The organism is Streptomyces sp. NPDC050388 (genome assembly GCF_040655635.1).
In the GTDB taxonomy this organism is placed as follows: Bacteria; Actinomycetota; Actinomycetes; order Streptomycetales; family Streptomycetaceae; genus Streptomyces.
The window spans coordinates 1-20418 of the sequence record NZ_JBFAKH010000088.1 but is presented as its reverse complement, the minus strand read 5'-3'; the positions used below and the strand labels follow the sequence as shown (position 1 = coordinate 20418).

Here is a 20418-nt window from a genome sequence, read left to right as displayed (position 1 = left end):
ATCGTAGTCGTGGGAACGTCACGCACCGTGCCAAACCGTGGTGATGTTGCAGAACTCGCGGATTCCGTGCCCGGACAGCTCACGTCCGTACCCGGACCGCTTGACCCCGCCGAACGGGAACGCCGGATGGGACGCCGTCATCCCGTTCACGAAGACGCTGCCCGCCTCCAGATCCCGGACGAACCGGTCGACCTCGGCCTCGTCACGCGTCCAGACGTTCGAACTCAGGCCGAACAGCGAGTCGTTGGCGATCAGCACCGCCTCGTCCAGGTCCGCCGCCCGGTACAGCGTGGCGACCGGGCCGAAGGCCTCCTCCCGGTGGACGCGCATCTCCCGGGTGATCCCGGTCAGAACGGTCGGCGGGTAGTACCAGCCGGGCCCGTCGGGCCGCTCACCACCGCACAGCACGCCGGCCCCGGCGCGTACGGCGTCGTCGACCAGTTCCTCCAGGTCGGTGCGGCCCTGCTCACTGGAGAGGGGGCCGACATCCGTCTCCTCGTCCATCGGGTCGCCGGTCCGCAGGGCCCGCATGCCCGCGGTGAAGCGTTCGGCGAAGGCGTCGTAGACGTCCGTGTGCACGATGAAGCGTTTGGCGGCGATGCAGGACTGCCCGGTGTTCTGCACCCGCGCGGTGACCGCGACCTCGGCGGCCCGGTCCAGGTCCGCGGAGGGCATGACGACGAACGGGTCGCTGCCGCCCAGTTCCAGCACCGTCTTCTTGATCATCTCCCCGGCGGTGGAGGCGACCGCCCGCCCCGCGGGTTCGCTGCCCGTGAGGGTGGCCGCCTTGACCCGCTCGTCCCGCAGGATCTCGTCGACCGCGGCGGAACCGATGAGCAGCGTCTGGAAGCAGCCTTCGGTGAAGCCCGCCCGGTGGAACAGGTCCTCCAGGTACAGAGCCGTCTGCGGCACGTTCGAGGCGTGCTTGAGCAGGCCCACGTTGCCGGCCATCAGCGTGGGCGCCGCGAACCGTACGACCTGCCACAGCGGGAAGTTCCACGGCATCACGGCGAGCACCGGGCCGAGCGGCCGGTAGCGCACCAGGACCCGGGAGGCGCCGGAGTCCTTCACGTCGGAGGCGTCGGGTTCCTCGTCGGCGAGGAGTTCCGCCGCGTGATCGGCGTACCAGCGCATCGCCTTGGCGCACTTGGCGGCCTCGGCACGGGCCTGCTTGACAGGCTTGCCCATCTCGGTGGTCATCACCCGGGCGATGTTCTGCCGGTCCTCGTCGAGGAGGTCGGCGGCCCGGTGCACCAGGCGGGCACGCTCCTCGAAGGACGTCGTCCGATACGTGCGGAACGTGGCCTCCGCGAGCTGGAGCCGGCGCTCGATCTCCTCCTCACCCATGGCCTGGTACGTCTTGAGCGTCTCGCCGTTCGCCGGATTCACCGTTGCGATGGGCATGGCTGGCCTCCCTCGGGACGGGCTGTGCTTCTCGACCTTCCCGCGCCGCGGTGGGCGTCGCAACGCGGAAGGGCTCCTCAGGGCGAGTGCTCCGCCAGGCGGTCGAGAAACGCGGCCTGTGCCGTGACGACCAACTCCCGGGCCCGGTCCAGGGCGAACCACTCCACCCGGTCCAGCTCGGGGAACTCCTGGATCCGCCCCGACCTCGGCGGCCACTCCATCTCGAACGTGCCGGGCACGGCCGTCGCCGGGTCGAGGTCGGCCTCGACCGCCCAGACCGTGACGGTCTTGCCGCCGGACTGCCGGACCTCACCGAGCGGTACGGCCTCCCCGTCCGGGGGCGGCAGCCCCAGCTCCTCCTGGAACTCGCGGCGGGCCGCGTCCCAGGCCGGCTCGCCGGGGTCGTACTCGCCCTTCGGCACGGTCCAGGCACCGGCCTCCCGGCGGGCGAAGAACGGGCCGCCCATATGGCCGAGCAACACCTCCAGCCCGTGACCGGTGTGCCGGAACACCAGCAGACCGGCGCTTCGGGCGCCCTTCACGGCCGTACCCCGGGGTGTGCGGCGAGCAGCGCCTGAACCGTGTCCGCCTCCTGAGGGCGCTTGTCCTCGCGGTAGCGGACCACGCGGGCGAAGCGGAGGGTGACGCCGGCGGGGTAGCGGGGGGAACGCTGGAGTCCGTCGTAGGCGATCTCCACGACGAGTTCCGGGCGTACGGTGACGACGTACCCGCTCTCCTCCACGGCCAGCTCGCGCAGCCGCTCGGTCTGCCAGGCCAGCATCGTGTCGTCCATGCCCTTGAACGTCTTGCCGAGCATGACGAAACCGCCGCCGTCGGCGGTGCGCGCGCCCAGATGCAGGTTCGACAGCTTGCCGGTGCGGCGGCCGTGGCCCCACTCGGCCGCCAGCACCACCAGGTCCAGCGTGTGCACGGGCTTGACCTTCAGCCAGGACGCGCCGCGCCGCCCGGCGCTGTAGGGGGCGCCGAGCCCCTTGACCACGACACCCTCGTGGCCGCGCGCCAGCGTGTCGGCGAGGAACTCCTCCGCCGCGTCCAGGTCGTCGGGGCCCGACACCAGAGCGTGCCGCACCCGCATCGGCTCCGGGACCAGCCGGGCCAGCTCCGCGTGCCGCTCGGTGAACGGCAGGTCCAGCAGGTCGTGGCCGTCGACGGACAGCGCGTCGAAGAAGACGGGGGAGACGGGGACCTCCCGGGCGGCCGTCGCCACGTCCACCCGTGAGCCGACCCGCCCGGCGGTCTCCTGGAACGAGCGCGGGCGTCCGTTCCGGTCGAAGGAGATGACCTCCCCGTCCAGGATGAACCGCTCGCCCCGCAACTGCAGGGCCGCCGCCGTCACTTCCGGCAGCCGGTCCGTGATGTCGTCGAGGGTGCGGGTGTGCACGCGCACGGTGCCGCCGTCGCGGTGGACCTGGACGCGGATGCCGTCGAGCTTCTCCTCGACCGCGCAGGCCCCCAGCTTCCCGACCGCCTCGGCGACCGAGGAGGCGCTGTGGGCCAGCATGGGCAGCACCGGGCGGCCGACGGTGAGCCGGAACCGCTCCAGCGCCCCGGGGCCGTCCGCGAGCAGTGCCCCGGCCACCGGCTGGAGCGCGCCGGCCAGCATCACCGCCCGCCGCACATCGGCCGACGGCGCCCCCGTCGCCCGCGCCAGTCCCTCCACCGCGACCGCGTCCAGGGCGCCCTGCCGGACCTCGCCGGTGAGCAGTCCGAGCAGGAACCGCTGCTCGTCCTCGGTGGACGCGCCCAGCAGCTCACCGACCAGCAGGGCCCGCTCGGCCCGGGAGCCCGGACCGGACACCTCGCCCAGCCTGGTGAGCAGCGCGTCGACCTCGCGCACGGTCAGGGTCGGCTCGGCGGCGGGGGCGACCGGACGGCTCAGCGCCTTCCAGCCGACCCCGACGCGGCCCTGTGGCAGCCGACCCGCCAGATACGGGATGACGATCGGCACGTCGTCCGCCTCCGCCTCCCGGAACAGCTCGGCGAGCAGCGCGATCTTCCGGGACCGCGCCGAGGTGGCCGCGATCTCCTGGGACACACGGGCCAGCCGGGACAGCAGCATGCAGCCATGGTGCTACGGGGGCGGGCGCTCCACACCCCGGCGGCGTGCGGCGGTCACTCGCTCACGGCGGCGTCCAGGCGGGACATCAGCAGATCCCCGACGATCGCGGCCGCCGCGCGGTAGCCGCCGCTCGCCGCGTGGACGACCTGCTCGGAGAAGCCGATCGCGTTGCCCGCCGCCCAGACGCCGGGCACCGAGGTCAGACCGGTCGGGTCGACGACCGGGTACGCGCCGAACGGGGTCTCGTCCAGCTCGGCGCCCAGCCGCTCCAGCAGGCTCGTCCGCGGCACTGGGCGCGGCCCGACGAAGAGCACGGAGCGGGCGTGGACGGAGCCGTCGGCGAGGCGGACGCCGGTGAGCCGGTCGTCCTCGACCACCAGTTCCGCGACCTCGCCGGGCACCACGTCGACCCCGGCGGCGGCCAGCCGGCGCAGGTCCTGGTCGGACAGCTCCGCCTCGGCGACCCGGTGCAGGAAGAAGGTGACGTCCTTCGACCACTGGGACACCATCAGCGCCTGGTGCACGCTCGTCGCGCTCGACGCGAGCACACCGAACGGCTCGTCGCGCACCTCCCAGCCGTGGCAGAACGGGCAGTGCAGCACGTCCCGCCCGAACCGCTCGGCGACCCCGGGGACCGCGGGCAGCTCGTCCTTCAGCCCGGTCGCGACGACCAGCCGCCGGGCGCGCACGGTGCGTCCCGCATCCAGTACGACGGTGAAGTGCTCCTCCTCCTCGGTGACGTCCGTGACCCGGTCCCGGCGGAGCTCCACGCCGTAGCGGGAGATCTCCTCCCGGCCGAGCGCCAGGAAGTCGGCCGGTGGGATCCCGTCCCGGGACAGATAGCCCTGCATGTGGGCCGAGGGCGCGTTGCGCGGCTCACCCGCGTCGACGACCAGCGTCCGCAGGCGCGCCCGGCCGAGCACCAGCGCGGCGGACAGCCCCGCCGCACCGCCGCCCACGACGACCACGTCGTGGGCGGCGTGGTTCTCGCGGTTCGCCTGGTTCTTGTGGCTCTCGTCCTTGTGTGTCTCGTCCATCGTGACCACCTCCACGACGACGGTCGCCCAGCCGCTGCCGGATTGACAAACGACTTTGCCGGTTCTGCAATATCGGTATGACCACGGATGACGTTCTCGCGGATGTGGGCCCCCGGCTGCGGCGGATCAGGAAGGAGCGGGAGGTGACGCTTGCCGCGCTGTCCGAGGCGACCGGCATCTCGGTAAGCACTCTCTCCCGGCTGGAGTCCGGACTGCGCAAACCCAGCCTGGAGCTGCTGCTGCCGATCGCCCAGGCCCACCAGGTGCCGCTGGACGAACTGGTCGGTGCGCCGCCGGTCGGTGATCCGCGCGTCCGCTCCAAGCCGATCCGGCGCCACGGCCGCACCCACTGGCCGCTCACCCGTCAGCCCGGCGGGCTCCAGGCGTACAAGGTGCTCGAACCACAGCGCAGGCTCGAGCCGGAACCCCGCACCCACGAGGGCTACGAGTGGCTGTACGTGCTGTCCGGCAGGCTGCGGATGGTGCTCGGCGAGCACGACGTGGTGCTGACGGAGGGGGAGGCGGCGGAGTTCGACACGCGCGTGCCGCACTGGTTCGGGTCGACGGGGGAGGGGCCGGTGGAGTTCCTCAGCCTGTTCGGCCCACAGGGGGAGCGGATGCACGTACGGGCACGCCCCAGGCGGCCGTGAGGTGCGCGACGGTTCCCTGTCGGCAAGCGACCGCTTAGTATGCGAGGGACCCGGTCAGGCGAACACGACGTTCACAGTCCCGTGGAGGCTCCGCATGCAGGCATGGCAAGTGCACGAGATCGGCGAGCCGGGCGAGGTCATGCGCCTCGCGGACGTGGCGCGGCCGGAGCCGGGCGACGGCCAGGTCCTGCTGAAGGTGCGCGCCGCGAACATCAACTTCCCGGACGCGCTGATGTGCCGGGGCCAGTACCAGGTCAGGCCGCCGCTGCCGTTCACCCCGGGCCTGGAGATCTGCGGTGAGACCGAGGACGGGCGCCGGGTGATCGCCAACCCCGCGCTGCCGTACGGCGGGTTCGCCGAGTACGCCGTCGCGGACGCCGCCGCGCTGCGGGACGCCCCGGACGCGCTGGACGACGCCGAGGCCGCGGCCCTGCACATCGGCTACCAGACCGGCTGGTTCGGGCTGCACCGCAGGGCCGGTCTGGAGGCCGGCGAGACCCTGCTCGTGCACGCCGCGGCGGGCGGTGTCGGGAGCGCGGCCGTGCAACTGGGCAAGGCCGCGGGCGCCACCGTCATCGGCGTGGTCGGCGGCGCCGCGAAGGCGGCCGTCGCCCGTGAACTGGGCTGTGACGTGGTGATCGACCGGCGTGAGCAGGACGTCATCGCCGCGGTGAAGGACGCCACCGGAGGCAGGGGCGCCGACGTGATCTACGACCCGGTCGGCGGTCAGGCCTACGCCCAGTCCGCCAAGGTCGTCGCCTTCGAGGGCCGCATCGTGATCGTCGGTTTCGCCAGTGGCACGATCCCCAGCCCGGCGCTGAACCACGCCCTGGTGAAGAACTACTCGGTCCTCGGCCTGCACTGGGGCCTGTACAACACCAAGAACCCCAAGCTGGTCCAGCACTGCCACGAACAGCTCACCGACCTGGCCGCACGCGGTGCCGTCAAGCCACTGGTGAGCGAGCGCGTGCCGCTCGCCGGCGCCGCCGACGCCGTGCAACGGGTCGCGGACGGCGTCACCACCGGACGCGTCGCCGTGCTGCCCGTACCGCAGAACGGAGCCGCGGCATGACCGACGCCACCGAACTGAGGCGCCGCACCCGGGAGCTGCTGGCCGCACAGCCGCCCGCCCGTCTCCCGTCACCGCCCTCGACCGAGGGCCCTGCGGGCCCACCCTCCTCGTCTGCCGGCACCGACCGCCTCGACTTCCTGCGCGCCCGCTTCGACGCGGGCCTCGCCTGGGTGCACTACCCCGAGGGGCTCGGCGGGCTCGGCGCCCCGCGATCCCTCCAGGCCGTCGTCGACGCCGAGCTGGAGGCCGCCGGGGCACCCGACAACGACCCGCGGCGCATCGGCATCGGGCTGGGCATGGCGGCACCGACGATCCTGCAGTACGGCACGGAGGAGCAGAAGCGGCGCTTCCTCCGTCCGCTGTGGACCGGCGAGGAGGTCTGGTGCCAGCTGTTCAGCGAGCCGGGCGCCGGATCGGACCTGGCCGCTCTCGGCACCCGGGCGGTCCGTGAGGGCGAGGACTGGGTGGTCGACGGGCAGAAGGTGTGGACCTCCAGCGCGCATCTCGCCCGCTGGGCCATCCTCATCGCCCGCACCGACCCGAACGTGCCCAAGCACCGGGGCATCACCTACTTCGTCTGCGACATGACCGACCCCGGTGTCGAGGTGCGGCCGCTGCGCCAGATCACCGGCGAGGCCGAGTTCAACGAGGTCTTCCTCACCGGCGTCCGCATCCCCGACTCCCACCGCCTCGGCGAGGTCGGCGACGGCTGGCGGGTCGCGCGGACCACGCTCAACAACGAACGCGTCGCCATCGGCGGCACGCGACTGCCCCGCGAGGGCGGCATGATCGGCCCGGTCGCGAGGACCTGGCGCGAGCACCCCGAGCTGCGCACCCACGACCTGCACCAGCGCCTGCTGGGGCTCTGGGTGGAGGCCGAGGTCGCCCGGCTCACCGGCGAACGCCTCCGTCAGCGGCTCGCGGCCGGCCAGCCCGGTCCCGAAGGCGCCGGGATGAAGCTGGGTTTCGCCCGCCTCAACCAGCAGATCAGCGGCCTGGAAGTGGAACTCCTCGGCGCGGAAGGCCTGTTGTACGACGACTGGGCCATGCGCCGCCCCGAACTGGTCGACTTCACCGGCCGCGGGGCCGGCTACCGCTATCTCCGCTCCAAGGGCAACAGCATCGAGGGCGGGACGAGCGAGGTCCTGCTGAACATCGTCGCCGAGCGCGTCCTGGGGCTGCCGTCCGAGCCGCGTACCGACAAGGACGTCGCGTGGAAGGACCTGGCCCGATGAACACGACGAGCACGACGAGCGCGACGCCCCCGGAGAATGTGCAGCCCGACCTGCTCTACTCGGAGGAGGAAGAGGCGCTGCGCGCCGCCGTCCGGGACCTGCTCACCGACCACTGCGACGCGACCGGGGTGCTCTCCCGCGCAGAGTCGGACACCCCGCACGACCTGGCACTGTGGAAGTCGCTCGCCGACGGCATGGGCCTGGCCGGTCTGCTGGTGCCCGAGGACCGCGGCGGCCAGGGCGCCACACACCGGGAGGCCGCCGTCGTACTGGAGGAGCTGGGGCGGGCCGTCGCCCCCGTGCCCTACCTGACCAGCGCCGTCGTGGCCACCGAGGCGCTGCTGGCCTGCGCGGACGGGGAGGACGTGCTGGCCTCCCTGGCGTCCGCGCGCCGGATCGGGGTCCTCGCCGTCGGGCTGCACACCGCGCCCGGCGCGTCCTTCGCCACCGCACGCGTGACGGACGGCGCACTGCACGGCGAGTTGACCGGCATCGCCGACGCCGCCGTGGCCGACGTGCTGCTCGTACCGGCGGACGACGGCGGGCTGTACGCCGTCGAGGCAGCCGCGGTCACCGTCACCGGTCAGACGTCCCTGGACCTCACCCGTCCCGTCGCCACGGTCATCCTCGACGGCGCTCGGGGACGCAGGCTGGGCGATGCCGAACCCGCCGTGCGACGGGCCCTGCGAGCCGGCGCCGGACTGCTGGCCTCGGAACAACTCGGGCTCGCCGACTGGGCGTTGACGGAGACCGTCCGCTATCTGAAGGACCGCAGGCAGTTCGACCGGCCGGTCGGCGGCTTCCAGGCGCTCAAGCACCGGCTCGCCCAGCTGTGGCTGGAGGTCGTCAACCTCCGTGCGGCGGCCCGCAACGCCGCTGCCGCCCTGTCCGCCGGCCAGGACACCGATGTGGCTGTCGCCGTCGCCCAGGCCTACGCGGGACAGGTCGCCGTCCACGCCGCCGAGGAGGCACTGCAACTGCACGCCGGCATCGGTATGACCTGGGAGCACCCGGTCCACCTGTACCTGAAGCGGGCCAAGGCCGACTCCATCGCCTACGGCACGGCGGGCGCCCATCGCGAGGCACTGGCCGAACTGGTCGACCTCCGGGCTCCCTGAGGCGCCGTCACAGGCCCGGTCCTGGTCGCAGGAGTCCGCCCCGCACGGGGCGGACTCCTGCGCGTGCCTGGTCCCGGTGAGGTGAACGTGCGACGGCGGATCGGCCAACTCCCCGCACAGCACTGCTCTTCGAGTGGGTGCCGACCCCATACTCCAGTGGTCCCGTACGGCACTTCCTGGGAGGCGGAGCATGGCCCTCACCACCCGTCGCAGAGCCCTCACCACCCTCGGCGCCGCCTTCGCGGGCTCGGTGACCCTGCCCGCCGAGGCGTCGGCCGGTGAACAGAGGCACCACCCGCGTCCGTTGTGGCGCGCCCACGCCCACAACGACTACGAACACCCGCGTCCTCTCCTCGACGCGCTCGACCACCGGTTCGGCAGCGTCGAGGCCGACGTCTTCCTCGTGGGCGACCAACTCCTCGTCGCCCACGACCCCGAGGACCTCCACCCGGCCCGCACTCTCGAATCCCTCTACCTCGACCCGCTCACCGCCCGCGTGCGGGCCCATCGCGGCTCGGTGTACCGGGGGCGCCGGGGGCCGTTCCAACTCCTCGTCGACATCAAGACCGAGGGCGCGTCCACCTACCTCGAACTCGACCGTCGCCTGCGCCGGTACCGGCATCTGTTCACCACCTGTACCAACGGCCGAGTGCTGCCCGGACCGGTCACCGCCGTCGTCTCCGGGGACCGCGCGGCCCGCGCGCCCCTGGAGGCCCAGCGGGTGCGGCGCGCCTTCTACGACGGCCGGTTGACCGACTTCGGCGGGCCGGCCCGGTCCTCTCTCATCCCGCTGATCAGCGACAACTGGACGCTCCACTTCACCTGGCGGGGTGCCGGCGCGTTCCCCGCCGCCGAGCGCCGGAAACTGCGGGACATCGTGGGCACCGCGCACGCGCGCGGCCAACGGGTGCGCTTCTGGGCCACCCCGGACCAGCCGGGCCCCGCCCGGGACGCCCTGTGGGGCGAACTGGCCGCCGCCGGCGTCGACCACCTCAACACCGACGACCTCGCGGGACTGGAATCCTTCCTCGACGCGTACCGCCCGCGGTAGACACCACACGTTCGGAGGACAGGTCAGCCGCCCGGACGAACCCTCCGCTACGCCACACTTGCGGCCGAACGCCGCGAAGCGGACGTGGCGGAGGAGGTTGACGATGGCCGTTTCCATCTCTGTGGTGCTCCTGCTCGCGGTCCTGGCGGTGATCTTCCTGCGCAACGGCGGACTGAAGCTCTCCCACGCCCTGGTCTGCCTGCTGCTCGGGTTCTATCTGGCCAGTACGAGCGTCGCCCCCACCATCCACAGCGGTCTGACCGCGACGGCGGACATCGTCAGCGGCCTGCGGCCGTAAGGCCCCGGGGCTGCCGGGCGATTCGGTGTTCTCAGCGTTCTCAGCGTTCTCAGCGTTCTCAGCGTTCTCAGCGTTCTCAGCGTTCTCGGTGTTCTCAGTGGTCTGTCACCACGTCGCGCGGCAGCACCGTGACCCGGTGGAAATTGCACCCGGCGGCCGCCGGTGCGCCGGAGGGGGGTGGTGGGGCCTGGTGGGCCTTGAGCGCGACACTCACCAGGCTCAGCAGCAGGTCGACGTCGGTGGCGCAGTCCAGGTGCACCGTCACCCAACTCGACCCCGGGGTCAGCTGGATCGCGGTCGAGGCGTTCAGATCGTAGTGGAAGCGCTGGATGGCGCGGTGGGTCAGGTGGAGGTCGACGTCCCGTTCGGAGTGGAAGTGGACGATCTCTTCGCGAGCGGAGCGGAGGGCCGGTCCGGTACCGCAACCCGCCTTGCAGGCGGTGAGGTCGGGCCAGGTCCGAAGTAGCTCCATGGCTCGCTGCGCCGGTTTCATGGCCTCATAGTGGCCCGCTCACCGTGCGGCAACCAGTAGTTGGGCGTTTCGTAATCGATCGGTGAGGCGGCGCACCCCTTACCCATGATCACATCATGACAGCCGGTCACCTCGTGACCTCCCGCGGCAACCAGCTCTGGTCCGTGCCCGACCACGGCACCCTCGACGAGCGGTCGGCGCGGGGCAGGGGCCAGGTCTGCGGGGCAGGTGGGCTCAGGCCCTCCCGGCGACCGCGGCAGGGTCGTCCAGAACTCCCCGGACCACCGAGTGCGCCGCACCCAGCAGGGGGCCCTCGGGGCCCAGGGCCGACACCGAGACGGGGCAGGCCGGGCCCGCCGTGCGCCGGGCCAGTTCGGAGCGGAGCGAGGGCAGCAGCCAGGGCGCGAGCCCGGCCAGCGCGCCACCCAGCACGACGCTCTCCGGGTCCAGGAGGTTGACCGCCCCGGTCAGTGCGATGCCGAGCGCCGTTCCCGCGTCGTGCAGGGCGCGCCGTACGGCGGGGTCGCCCTGTTCGGCGCGGCCGGCGAGCAGGCCCACACGGTCCTCGCCCGGCTCCACACCGGCGGCGCGCAGCACCGCCCTCTCTCCGGCGTACTGCTCCAGGCAGCCGCGTCCGCCGCAGCCGCACTCCGGGCCGTCGGGCCGTACCGGCACATGCCCCAACTCGCCCGCGAAGCCCCGGGTTCCGCGTAGCAGCCGCCCGTCCACGACCACGGCGGCGCCGATGCCGATCTCGGCCGACACATGGAGGAAGTCGCGTGGTGTGCCCTCGCCGAGCCAGAGTTCGGCCAGTGCGCCGCAGTCGGCCTCATTGGCCACGGTGAGCGGGAACCGCGCCGGGAGCAGGGTGCCGAGGTCGGTGTCGCGCCAGCCGAGGTTCGGCGCGCGGACGACGGTCCGGGTGTTCCGTGCCACCAGGCCCGGCACGGCCACGGTGAGCCCCGCCGGCCACAGCCCCTCGTCCTCGGCCTCGGCGACGACCCGGAGCAGGAGTCCGGTCAGCTCCTCGATCACGGGTTCGGGGGAGCGGCCGCGGTTCGGGACGTGGTGTACCGCCCGCGCCCGGACCCGCCCCCGCAGATCGACCGCGCACACCGCGAGATGGTCGACGCCGACCTCGGCGCCGATTCCGGCCGGACCGCGCCCGCTGACGGCGAGCGCCGAGCCCGGTCGGCCCACGCGTCCCGGCCGCTCGGGGCCCAGTTCCTCCAGCAGGCCCGAGCGGATGAGCTCGTCGACCAGGGTGGACACCGCCGCCCGGGTCAGGCCTATGCGTGAGGCGACGGCGGCCCGGGACAGCGGCCCCTCGGCGCTGACGGTGTGCATCACCCGCGAGAGGTTGCGGCGGCGCATGCCCTGCTGGGTGTCGGGCAGGGTGTGCCCCGGACCGGGCGGGGGCGGCACCCGCCCCGAGCCGGCCGGGCGGGCCTCGTGCAGCGGTGCGCTCATGCCTCCGTCAGTCCTCGGTCGGTTCTGTCATGGTGCGGCCGGGGCCGGTGTTCGCCGGCGAAGCTTCAGTGGGTGTCCGTGCCCCGCTCCAGGAGCGGGGCCGCGTCGGAGAGTACCCCGGCGATCCCGGCCAGCGTCTCCTCGTCCCGTTCCACCGGCTCCAGCACCCGCCCCGCCGCCGTGTCCCAGCGGCGGGCGACCGCGGCCGGGTCCTCCCCGGTGAGCAGACCGGCCGCCTGCGCCGCCGCACCGAGCGCCACCAACTCCCGCGCCTCGGGCACCTGCACGGCCCGACCCGAGAGCCGTCGTACGGTCTGCTGCCAGGCCGTGCCCCGGGCACCGCCGCCGATCAGCAGCAGGGGCGCCGACGGGTCGGCGGCCTCGTCCCTTTCGTCCCTTTCATCACCCTCGTCCTCGCCGACGACGCGGTCGAGCGCACCGAGCAGGGAGTGCACGGCACCGTCGTAGGCGGCCTGGAGCAGCTGACCGCCGGTCGTGTCATGGCGCAGCCCGTGCAGCAGGCCGGACGCGTTCGGGAGGTTGGGGGTGCGCTCGCCGTCGAGGAAGGGCAGGAACGTGATGCCGTGGCCCGGTTCGACGGCCTCGCGGTCCAGGCCCAGCAGGGTCGCGACCCGGTCCACGGCGAGCGTGCAGTTGAGCGTGCAGGCGAGCGGCAGCCAGTCGCCGCGCGCGTCGGCGAAGCCCGCCACGATGCCGGTCGGATCGGCCGGCCGGCGCCGCGACACCGCGTACACCGTGCCCGAGGTGCCGAGGCTCAGCACCGGGGTACCGGGCCGCACACCGAGGCCCAGCGCGGCGGCCGCGTTGTCCCCGGTGCCGCACGCCACCAGGGTGCCCTTGGAGAACGGCAGGTCGGGGTGGGCGCGCACGGTCCCGGCGACCTCTCCGGGCCGCACGACACGGGGCAGCAGCGCCGGATCGAGCCCCACATGCGCGAGGATCTCCTCGTCGTACGACTCGGTCCCGGAGGCCCACCACCCGGTGCCGGAGGCGTCGCCGCGGTCGGTGGTGCCCTGACCGGTGAGCCGTCCGGTGAGGTAGTCGTGGGGCAGCCGGACGGCCTTGGTGGCGCGGACCGCGTCCGGCTCGTGCTCCGCCAGCCAGGCCCACTTGGTGACCGTGAACGAGGCGGCCGGCACGCTTCCGGTGCGCTCGGCCCAGAACTTCGCGCCGCCCAGTTCCTCGGTCAGCCGGCGGGCCTGCGGCGCGGAGCGCACGTCGTTCCACAGCAGTGCCGGACGCACCGGCTCGCCCCGCTCGTCCAGGGTGACCAGCCCGTGCTGCTGGCCGCCGATCGACACCGCGGCGGCCTCGTGCGCCGCCTGCCCGCACTGGCGCAGCGCCTCGCACAGGGCGTCCCACCACTGGCGCGGATCGCTCTCCCGGCCCGCCCCCGAGGTCACCGCGTGCGGAGCCTGGCCGCTCGCGACGACCCGTCCGGTGGCCGCGTCGACGACCAGCGCCTTGGTGGACTGGGTGGATGTGTCCACGCCGACGACGAGCGGACCCTCGGCTGCTGACATCGGTCTCTCCCTCTTCCGCGGTTCAGCGGGGTGACTCTCTTCCCAGAGCTGCTCCCGCATACTAATTTGTAAATCGCCATGACGAAATAGCCTCAGCGAGCAAGGAGCCACGGCATGAACTACCGGCCCACCCCCGAGGACAAGTTCACCTTCGGCCTGTGGACCGTCGGCTGGCAGGGACGCGACCCGTTCGGTGACGCCACCCGACGCGCCCTCGACCCGGTCGAGTCGGTGCGGCGCCTGGCCGAGCTGGGGGCTCACGGCGTCACCTTCCACGACGACGACCTGATCCCCTTCGGCTCGAGCGACAGCGAGCGCGAGGGACACATCAAGCGGTTCCGGCAGGCGCTGGACGCCACCGGCATGAAGGTGCCGATGGCGACGACCAACCTCTTCACCCATCCGGTGTTCAAGGACGGCGCGTTCACGGCCAACGACCGCGACGTGCGCCGCTACGCACTGCGCAAGACCATCCGCAACATCGACCTCGCGGTCGAACTCGGTGCCCAGGTGTACGTGGCCTGGGGCGGCCGTGAGGGCGCCGAGTCCGGCGCCGCCAAGGACGTACGGGTCGCCCTGGACCGGATGAAGGAGGCCTTCGACCTGCTCGGCGAGTACGTCACCTCCCAGGGCTACGACCTCCGCTTCGCCATCGAGCCGAAGCCGAACGAGCCGCGCGGCGACATCCTGCTGCCCACCGTCGGCCACGCCCTCGCGTTCATCGAGCGCCTGGAGCGGCCGGAGCTGTACGGCGTCAACCCCGAGGTCGGCCACGAACAGATGGCCGGGCTGAACTTCCCGCACGGCATCGCGCAGGCGCTGTGGGCGGACAAGCTGTTCCACATCGACCTCAACGGCCAGTCCGGCATCAAGTACGACCAGGACCTCCGGTTCGGCGCCGGTGACCTGCGTGCCGCGTTCTGGCTGGTGGACCTGCTGGAGTCGGCCGGCTACAGCGGCCCGAAGCACTTCGACTTCAAGCCGCCGCGGACCGAGGACCTCGACGGGGTGTGGGCCTCGGCGGCGGGCTGCATGCGCAACTACCTGATCCTCAAGGACCGCGCGGCGGCCTTCCGTTCCGACCCCGAGGTGCAGGAGGCGCTGCGCGCGGCCCGGCTGGACCAGCTGGCGGAGCCCACGGCGGCCGACGGCCTCCAGGCACTGCTCGGCGACCGGTCGGCCTTCGAGGACTTCGACGCCGACACCGCCGCCGCGCGCGGCATGGCCTTCGAGCACCTCGACCAGCTGGCGATGGACCACCTGCTGGGCGCCCGGGGCTGAGCCCCGGACTTCCCGGGGCGCAGGGGGCCCGGGACGGTGTGAGCGCGGTCGGCGTGCTGCTTCGCGCGGCGGCCGCGCTCACACGGGAGCGCACGGCTCGGCCGCCGCGCGGAGCGTGCCGCGGGCTCGGGTCCGTGCCCCGACTCCGTGTCGCATTCCGTGCGGGACGCTCGCGCCGGGAGGGCGTCCGAGGCGACCATGGCCGGTATGGCCAAGCCACCGGTACCGTTCCAGCCGCCCGGCCCGCCGGGTGACACGCCGCCCCCGGGCGGCGGCTTCGGACCACCCTCGTACGGCGGCACACCTCCGCCGCCGAACCCGCCCCCGCCGTCCTTTCCGCCTCCGCCCTCCGACCCGCCGCGGGATCCGCCCGGTGAGGGAGGCGGAAAGGACGGCGGGGACGAGGTCCCGGCGGGCGCAGGAACCTCCTGATCATCGTGCTCGCGGTGATCGTGGCCGTGGCGGCCGTCTCCGTGATCGTGCTGATGGCGTCGGGAGGCGACGACGAATCGCCGGACAGGGAGCCCGTCGGGAGCAGCCCGGGCACCGGCGGCCGGCCCGACCCGTCCCCGGGCATCCCCTCGGAGTCGCCCGGCGGTCCGGAGAGCCTGCTGCCGTCCGGTTTCCCCACCGAGCTGCCGTCGGGCTTCCCGAGTGAACTGCCCAGCGGTCTGCCGACCGAGCTGCCGAGCGGTATGCCCAGCGGTCTGCCGAGCGGACTCGAATCGCTCCTTCCGTCCCTGGAGGAGGCCGGGTCGCGCTGACCCGGGCCGGGCGCGTACGCGGTGTCTCCCGGGGAGGCTGTTTCAGGGCGTTCTCCCGGCGTGGAGCTCCGCCCTCGCCGAAGCCAGGGCCGTCGCCGGGTCCTGGGCGGCGCCTCCCGCCGGGACCCACCGGCCGCGCTCCTTGCGATACGGCCACCAGCGACCGTCGCGTCCCAGCCGCAGCTGGACCGGCGCGCCGACGACGGTCCAGCGGTTGGCGCGGACCCGGAACACCGGCCGTTCGTCCTCGTCGCCCTCGGCCCAGGCCGACCCGAGGGCCGCACGCGCGCGTGCGAGCGCTTCGGCGTCCACCGTCCACTCCTCGTCGAGCACGGCCAGCGCCGCCGCACCACCCTGGCGCCAGGCCCGTACGGCCACGGCCAGCCCTTCCCGGCCACGCCCCGAACCGGTGGCGAGTCGGTCCGCCACGGCGCGCGCCGGGGCACCGGCGGCCAGCCGCACCGCGTCCTGGGCCACCGTCGGATCCGCCTCCACCGGCTGCCGTTCATGCCCGTCCCGGATCGCCTCCGCGAGCAGGTGACGGGCTTGCGCGGAGGTCCGCGCGGCGAGGAACTCCAGGGCGGACGGGTCGACCCCGGCGGGAGGCGGCCCGTCCGTGTCCAATGACGGAGGCGCCCCCGGTGCCGCGGGGAGCGGGGGAGCGTCGGGCAGCCCCGGCCGGATGCCGCCCGCCGCGAACGCCTCGGCCGCGTCCACGCCCTCCGGGCGGGACTGCTTTCCCGCGCGTGCCCCGGCACGCGACTGGAGCGCGTCCAGCAGGGCCCGTTCACCGCGCCCCCGCAGCAGGAACAGGACGAACGGATCCTGGTCCAACAGCAGGGCCACCTGGTAGCAGAGTGCCGCCGTGTGACCGCAGTGGTCCCAGGCCCCGCAACCGCACTCCGGCTCCAGATCGCCCAGGCCCGGCAGCAGTTCGACCCCGGCCAGCTCCGCGTCCTCCACCAGATGCGGCGGCATCTCCCGGTCGAGCAGCGCCGCCACATGGCCGGCCCGTTCGACGGCCATGCCCAGAAAGCGGTCCCACTGCTCGTCGGACAGCTCCTGGAGCAGGACGTCCGCCCGGTGCGCCGTGCGGTCGCGGTCCTGTACGACGGCCGTGATGCGCCCCGGACGCACGGACACCGCACCGACCGCTCCCGCGCGGGCGAGCCTGCGTCCCGCCTTGAGCTGCTGGACGTCCAGGGCCGTGCCCTCCAGCGCCGTCAGCCAGGCCCGACCCCACCAGGTCTGCGCGAAACCACGCCCCCGCGCGGGAGGCAACGCGGCGAACGTCCGCTCCGTCCCGGCGGCTCCACTGCCGGCCCTGTCACCGTCGGCCGCGTGACCCTCGGTGTCGTGGCCGTCGGTCTCCGCACCGTCGTACCGGTTCATCGTGCTCCCCCTCGCAGTTCCACCAGATCCGCCAGTTCGGCGTCCGTCAGCTCGGTGAGCGCCGCCTCCCCGGAGCCGAGCACCGCGTCCGCCAGTTCGCGCTTGCGGACCAGCAGTTCGGCGATGCGGTCCTCGATCGTGCCCTCGGCGATCAGCCGGTGCACCTGTACCGGCCGGGTCTGGCCGATGCGGTACGCGCGGTCCGTCGCCTGCGCCTCGACGGCGGGGTTCCACCAGCGGTCGTAGTGCACGACGTGCTCGGCACGGGTGAGGTTCAGTCCCGTGCCCGCCGCTTTCAACGACAGCAGGAAGACCGGGACCTCGCCGTCCTGGAAACGCCGCACCATCGCCTCGCGCCCGGCCACCGGCGTGCCGCCGTGCAGGAACTGCGACGGCACGCCCCGTGCGGCGAGGTGGCGCTCCAGGAGACGGGCCATCCGCACGTACTGCGTGAAGACCAGCACCCCGGACTCCTCGGCGAGCACCGTGTCGAGGAGTTCGTCCAGCAACTCCAGCTTCCCGGACCGCCCCGCGAGCACCGGACGGTCCTCCTTGAGGAACTGCGCCGGGTGGTTGCAGATCTGCTTCAGTCCGGTCAGCAGTTTCACGATCATTCCCCGTCGCGCCATGCTGTCGGTGCCGGAGATCTCGGCGAGGGCCTCCCGTACCACGGCCTCGTACAGCCCCGCCTGCTCCTGGGTGAGCGACACCGGATGATCCGTCTCCGTCTTCGGCGGCAGCTCGGGCGCGATCCCCGGGTCCGACTTGCGGCGGCGCAGCAGGAACGGCCGTACCAGCCGGGCCAGTCGTTCCGCCGCGGCCGGGTCCTGGCCGCCCTCCGCGGCGTCCGCGTACCGCCTGCGGAAGGTGCCGAGCCGGCCGAGCAGGCCGGGCGTCGTCCAGTCCAGGACGGCCCACAGTTCCGAGAGGTTGTTCTCCACGGGTGTGCCGGTGAGCGCCACGCGCGCGCGTGCTCCGATGGAGCGCAGCTGCCGGGCCGTCGCCGCGTACGGGTTCTTCACGTGCTGGGCCTCGTCGGCGACGACCATTCCCCAGGACACCTCGGCGAGCCGGGGAGCGTCCAGGCGCACGGTGCCGTACGTGGTGAGGACGAACTCACCCTCGGCCAGGGCGTCCAGCGAGCGCCGCGCACCGTGGAAGCGGCGTACCGGCGTACCGGGCGCGAACCGTTCGATCTCCCGCTGCCAGTTGCCCATCAGAGAGGTCGGGCACACCACGAGGGTGGGCCCGGCGGACGCGGGATCGGACTGCCGGTGCAGATGCAGGGCGATCAGGGTGATGGTCTTGCCGAGGCCCATGTCGTCGGCGAGGCAGCAGCCCAGGCCCACGGACGTCATGTGAACCAGCCAGTTCAGCCCGCGCCGCTGGTAGTCCCGCAGTGTGGCGGTGAGGGCCGCCGGCTGTGCGACGGGCTTCTGTGCCTCGGGGTCGGCGAGCCGGTCCCGCAGGGCCGCCAGCCAGCCGGTGGGCCGCACCTCGATCCGGTGGCCGTCCACCTCCACCGAACCGGTCAGGGCGGCCCCGAGCGCGTCGACGGGATTCACCTCGTGGTCCTGGCGCGCGCGGGCGCGGAGCACCTCCTGCGGGTCGAGCAGCACCCACTGGTCGCGCAGCCGCACGACAGGACGCTTGGTCTCCGCGAGCCGGTCCAGCTCCGCGCGGGTGATGTGCCGGCCGCCCAGGGCGAACGACCAGTCGAAGGCGAGCAGTGCGTCGGCCGACAGGAAGGACGGTGCCTGAGAGGTGCCCGCGACGCCGGGCCGCCCGGGGCCCCGCTCGTCGTCAGCGGGACCGATCTCCGCGCGGGTGGTCAGTTCGCGGGTCAGCTCCCTCGGCCAGTGCACGTCGACGCCCGCGCCGGCGAGCGCCCTGGTGCCCTCTCCGAGGAGCTCGGTGACCTCCTCGTCGGCGAGTTCGACCGCGTTCGGCACGGTCGCCGACAGCAGGGGGGTGAGCGGGGCCCAGGCGTGGGCGGCGCGGCGGAGCGCGAGCAGCGTGTCCATCCGGGCGCGCGGTCCGAAACCGCCCTCCGCGCTGTCCGCGCCGTCATTGCCGCCCGCGCCGTCTGCGGGTCCGGCCCACACGTCGGTGGCGTCCGCGACGAGCGCGGGATCGCTCACACTGTGGACCTGGAGCACTGCTCGGAAGGTGGCGTTCGCGCCGTCGCCGTCCATGGTGTCGCCGTCCTCTGTGAGCTCCGTCAGGCCGTGCACCTCGACGCGCAGCGACAGGCGTACGCCGGCGTCGTGGCCCGCGGCGACGTCGGCGGCCCAGTCGCGCAGTTCGGGCAGGTGCTGTCGCCGCGGTACCGCGTAGGCGGGGGTGCCGGTGACGAGGGATGCGGCGGGGGAGCGGGGCAAGGTGTCGGCGACCGCGTCGAGGAAGGCACGCAGCAGCCGTTCGGGCTCGGGCAGGCGCAGCGGCCCCGGGCCGTCCACCGGCAGGGCGTGTGCCTCGGGCGGCATCGCGGCGGCCAGCCCGCGCACCGCCTCGGTGTCCTCCGCGTCCAGCGGCCCCGTGCGCCAGGCGTCGTGGCCGGCCGGGGACAGCCCCGGCAGCAGCAGACCGCGCGCCACCAGACCCAGGGCGTGCACGGCGGCAGCGCCCCAGAACACGGCGGCGGGGTGCCCTTCGTCGTGTGTCCGTGCCCGGGTGAGGACGGGCAGCGCGGCGCGCACCGGCAGCAGCGCCGCCGGGACGCTCACCGTCTCCACCCCGCTCTCGCCGGGAACGACGACGGTCAGCTCCTCGACCGACGCCGCGTCCACGTCAGGGGGAGCCGCCCCGTCGGGCCGCCAGAAGGCGACCCGGCCGGTGCGGGCCGGGTCACCGGGTACGAATACGGCTGAACAGTGGGCCAGTTCGGCGTACCGAGCGGGAGCGTGCGGCGGGGGAGGCGTCTGCGCGACGATGACGGACTTCCTTGCTTCAGCGATTCATCAAACTTGACTAGTGACGTCGGAGCCGCCGAGAGTACAGCACGGCCGGGGGCGACCGGGTATGCCTGAGTGGTGAGCCGGGTCACCATGGATGTGCGGTCGTGTTCCGTCCCGAAGCATCGGATCGCCGACTCACCGACTCATCGGCTCCTCGAATTGTCGACTCATCGACGAGTCGACGGCGGTCCTCAGGGAAGCCTGGGGGGCGAACCTCAGGGACGTCTCAGGGTCGCGGTCGGAACCGCCGAAGGCGCGGGCCCGTTTTCACGAAAGAGAGCGGCAACGGCCGCGAAGGAGGCGACACTCATGTCGAAGAACGCCAAGATCGCCGCGGGAGGTGTGGCGGCCGGGCTCATCCTGCTCATCTGGCTGCCCTGGTGGGCGGCGCTCCTGATAGTCCTGGGAGTTCCGGCCGCCGCGTACCTCGCCCTGGACCCTTCACAGCGGAGCCGATTGCGCCGTGTCTCGCGCAAGGAGCTGGGTCGCTGAGACCGGTGGGGCGCCTCCGGCGGGTCGGTGCCGGGCCGGGGCGTCGATACCGCGATCACCCTGGAGACGCTGCAGAGCGCGACCAGCATCGTGGCGCTCGG

At 73.3% G+C, this 20418-nt stretch carries 18 protein-coding genes; 9 read left to right on the top strand and 9 right to left on the bottom strand.

Annotated elements, in window-relative coordinates:
- Positions 1-18: 18 nt before the first annotated feature.
- The 4 genes from AB0I73_RS33710 to AB0I73_RS33695 all read right to left on the bottom strand — a co-directional run bounded on the left by AB0I73_RS33710 (position 19) and on the right by AB0I73_RS33695 (position 4521).
- Entirely contained in the window at positions 19-1404 is a 1386-nt protein-coding gene (locus AB0I73_RS33710; RefSeq protein WP_363043858.1) for an NADP-dependent succinic semialdehyde dehydrogenase, read from the bottom strand.
- Positions 1405-1481: 77 nt separating this feature from the next.
- Positions 1482-1946 (bottom strand): NUDIX domain-containing protein, encoded by a 465-nt coding sequence (locus tag AB0I73_RS33705; RefSeq protein WP_363043856.1) that lies wholly within the window; start codon positions 1944-1946, stop codon positions 1482-1484.
- Positions 1943-3484 carry an ATP-dependent DNA ligase gene (locus AB0I73_RS33700; RefSeq protein WP_363043854.1) on the bottom strand — a complete coding sequence of 514 codons (1542 nt, stop codon included), beginning with the start codon at positions 3482-3484 and terminating at the stop codon, positions 1943-1945. Before AB0I73_RS33700 ends, AB0I73_RS33705 begins: the two co-directional genes overlap by 4 nt.
- A 53-nt stretch (positions 3485-3537) precedes the next feature.
- Positions 3538-4521 (bottom strand): NAD(P)/FAD-dependent oxidoreductase, encoded by a 984-nt coding sequence (locus tag AB0I73_RS33695; protein WP_363043852.1) that lies wholly within the window; start codon positions 4519-4521, stop codon positions 3538-3540.
- A gap of 77 nt (positions 4522-4598) precedes the next feature.
- Between AB0I73_RS33695 and AB0I73_RS33690 the strand changes: the two genes are divergently transcribed.
- The 6 genes from AB0I73_RS33690 (at position 4599) to AB0I73_RS33665 (ending at position 9945) form a co-directional block, all read left to right on the top strand.
- Entirely contained in the window at positions 4599-5171 is a 573-nt protein-coding gene (locus tag AB0I73_RS33690; RefSeq protein ID WP_363043850.1) for an XRE family transcriptional regulator, read from the top strand.
- A gap of 94 nt (positions 5172-5265) precedes the next feature.
- The gene (locus AB0I73_RS33685; protein WP_109380718.1) at positions 5266-6243 is read left to right on the top strand and encodes an NADPH:quinone oxidoreductase family protein; all 978 of its coding nucleotides are present in this window, start codon (positions 5266-5268) and stop codon (positions 6241-6243) included.
- Positions 6240-7478 carry an acyl-CoA dehydrogenase family protein gene (locus AB0I73_RS33680; RefSeq protein ID WP_363043848.1) on the top strand — a complete coding sequence of 413 codons (1239 nt, stop codon included), beginning with the start codon at positions 6240-6242 and terminating at the stop codon, positions 7476-7478. The genes AB0I73_RS33685 and AB0I73_RS33680 overlap by 4 nt, the downstream gene beginning before the upstream one ends.
- Complete coding sequence (locus AB0I73_RS33675; RefSeq protein WP_363043846.1) at positions 7475-8596, top strand: acyl-CoA dehydrogenase family protein; 1122 nt, start codon at positions 7475-7477, stop codon at positions 8594-8596. The genes AB0I73_RS33680 and AB0I73_RS33675 overlap by 4 nt, the downstream gene beginning before the upstream one ends.
- Before the next feature lie 190 nt (positions 8597-8786).
- Positions 8787-9647 (top strand): phosphatidylinositol-specific phospholipase C/glycerophosphodiester phosphodiesterase family protein, encoded by an 861-nt coding sequence (locus tag AB0I73_RS33670; protein ID WP_363043844.1) that lies wholly within the window; start codon positions 8787-8789, stop codon positions 9645-9647.
- Between the two features lie 103 nt (positions 9648-9750).
- Entirely contained in the window at positions 9751-9945 is a 195-nt protein-coding gene (locus AB0I73_RS33665) for a hypothetical protein (RefSeq protein WP_363043842.1), read from the top strand.
- A 94-nt stretch (positions 9946-10039) separates the two neighbouring features.
- Here the strand turns inward: AB0I73_RS33665 and AB0I73_RS33660 are convergent, their stop codons facing one another.
- The 3 genes from AB0I73_RS33660 to xylB all read right to left on the bottom strand — a co-directional run bounded on the left by AB0I73_RS33660 (position 10040) and on the right by xylB (position 13431).
- Positions 10040-10438, bottom strand: coding sequence for a luciferase family protein (locus AB0I73_RS33660; protein WP_363043840.1), 399 nt, complete (start codon positions 10436-10438; stop codon positions 10040-10042).
- Positions 10439-10651: 213 nt separating this feature from the next.
- The gene (locus AB0I73_RS33655) at positions 10652-11887 is read right to left on the bottom strand and encodes an ROK family transcriptional regulator (RefSeq protein WP_363043838.1); all 1236 of its coding nucleotides are present in this window, start codon (positions 11885-11887) and stop codon (positions 10652-10654) included.
- Between the two features lie 65 nt (positions 11888-11952).
- Positions 11953-13431, bottom strand: coding sequence for a xylulokinase (xylB, locus tag AB0I73_RS33650; RefSeq protein ID WP_363043836.1), 1479 nt, complete (start codon positions 13429-13431; stop codon positions 11953-11955).
- 114 nt (positions 13432-13545) lie between these two features.
- On the opposite strand from xylB, the gene xylA reads away from it, so the two are divergent.
- Together xylA and AB0I73_RS33640 are read left to right on the top strand one after the other, a co-directional pair.
- Positions 13546-14712: a xylose isomerase gene (xylA, locus tag AB0I73_RS33645; protein WP_363043834.1), complete on the top strand. Its 1167-nt coding sequence runs from the start codon at positions 13546-13548 to the stop codon at positions 14710-14712.
- Between the two features lie 437 nt (positions 14713-15149).
- Positions 15150-15476, top strand: coding sequence for a hypothetical protein (locus AB0I73_RS33640; protein ID WP_363043832.1), 327 nt, complete (start codon positions 15150-15152; stop codon positions 15474-15476).
- Positions 15477-15518: 42 nt separating this feature from the next.
- On the opposite strand, the gene AB0I73_RS33635 is transcribed toward AB0I73_RS33640, so the two are convergent.
- On the bottom strand, positions 15519-16868 hold the full coding sequence (locus AB0I73_RS33635) for an SWF or SNF family helicase (RefSeq protein ID WP_363043830.1): 1350 nt from the start codon (positions 16866-16868) through the stop codon (positions 15519-15521).
- Positions 16865-19750, bottom strand: coding sequence for a DEAD/DEAH box helicase (locus tag AB0I73_RS33630; protein ID WP_363043876.1), 2886 nt, complete (start codon positions 19748-19750; stop codon positions 16865-16867). Before AB0I73_RS33630 ends, AB0I73_RS33635 begins: the two co-directional genes overlap by 4 nt.
- Positions 19751-20134: 384 nt before the next feature.
- Here AB0I73_RS33630 and AB0I73_RS33625 point away from each other — a divergent pair, with 384 nt between their 5' ends.
- Complete coding sequence (locus tag AB0I73_RS33625; protein ID WP_109380710.1) at positions 20135-20317, top strand: hypothetical protein; 183 nt, start codon at positions 20135-20137, stop codon at positions 20315-20317.
- The last annotated feature ends 101 nt before the right edge of the window (positions 20318-20418 follow it).

Coding starts and splice junctions, on each gene's coding strand:
- AB0I73_RS33700 (WP_363043854.1), bottom strand. CDS start 3,484: ATGCTGCTGTCCCGGCTGGCCCGTGTGTCCCAGGAGATCGCGGCCACC.
- AB0I73_RS33670 (WP_363043844.1), top strand. CDS start 8,787: ATGGCCCTCACCACCCGTCGCAGAGCCCTCACCACCCTCGGCGCCGCC.
- AB0I73_RS33675 (WP_363043846.1), top strand. CDS start 7,475: ATGAACACGACGAGCACGACGAGCGCGACGCCCCCGGAGAATGTGCAG.
- AB0I73_RS33685 (WP_109380718.1), top strand. CDS start 5,266: ATGCAGGCATGGCAAGTGCACGAGATCGGCGAGCCGGGCGAGGTCATG.
- AB0I73_RS33710 (WP_363043858.1), bottom strand. CDS start 1,404: ATGCCCATCGCAACGGTGAATCCGGCGAACGGCGAGACGCTCAAGACG.
- AB0I73_RS33690 (WP_363043850.1), top strand. CDS start 4,599: ATGACCACGGATGACGTTCTCGCGGATGTGGGCCCCCGGCTGCGGCGG.
- AB0I73_RS33660 (WP_363043840.1), bottom strand. CDS start 10,438: ATGAAACCGGCGCAGCGAGCCATGGAGCTACTTCGGACCTGGCCCGAC.
- AB0I73_RS33635 (WP_363043830.1), bottom strand. CDS start 16,868: ATGAACCGGTACGACGGTGCGGAGACCGACGGCCACGACACCGAGGGT.
- AB0I73_RS33680 (WP_363043848.1), top strand. CDS start 6,240: ATGACCGACGCCACCGAACTGAGGCGCCGCACCCGGGAGCTGCTGGCC.
- xylB (WP_363043836.1), bottom strand. CDS start 13,431: ATGTCAGCAGCCGAGGGTCCGCTCGTCGTCGGCGTGGACACATCCACC.
- AB0I73_RS33665 (WP_363043842.1), top strand. CDS start 9,751: ATGGCCGTTTCCATCTCTGTGGTGCTCCTGCTCGCGGTCCTGGCGGTG.
- AB0I73_RS33655 (WP_363043838.1), bottom strand. CDS start 11,887: ATGAGCGCACCGCTGCACGAGGCCCGCCCGGCCGGCTCGGGGCGGGTG.
- AB0I73_RS33625 (WP_109380710.1), top strand. CDS start 20,135: ATGTCGAAGAACGCCAAGATCGCCGCGGGAGGTGTGGCGGCCGGGCTC.
- xylA (WP_363043834.1), top strand. CDS start 13,546: ATGAACTACCGGCCCACCCCCGAGGACAAGTTCACCTTCGGCCTGTGG.
- AB0I73_RS33695 (WP_363043852.1), bottom strand. CDS start 4,521: ATGGACGAGACACACAAGGACGAGAGCCACAAGAACCAGGCGAACCGC.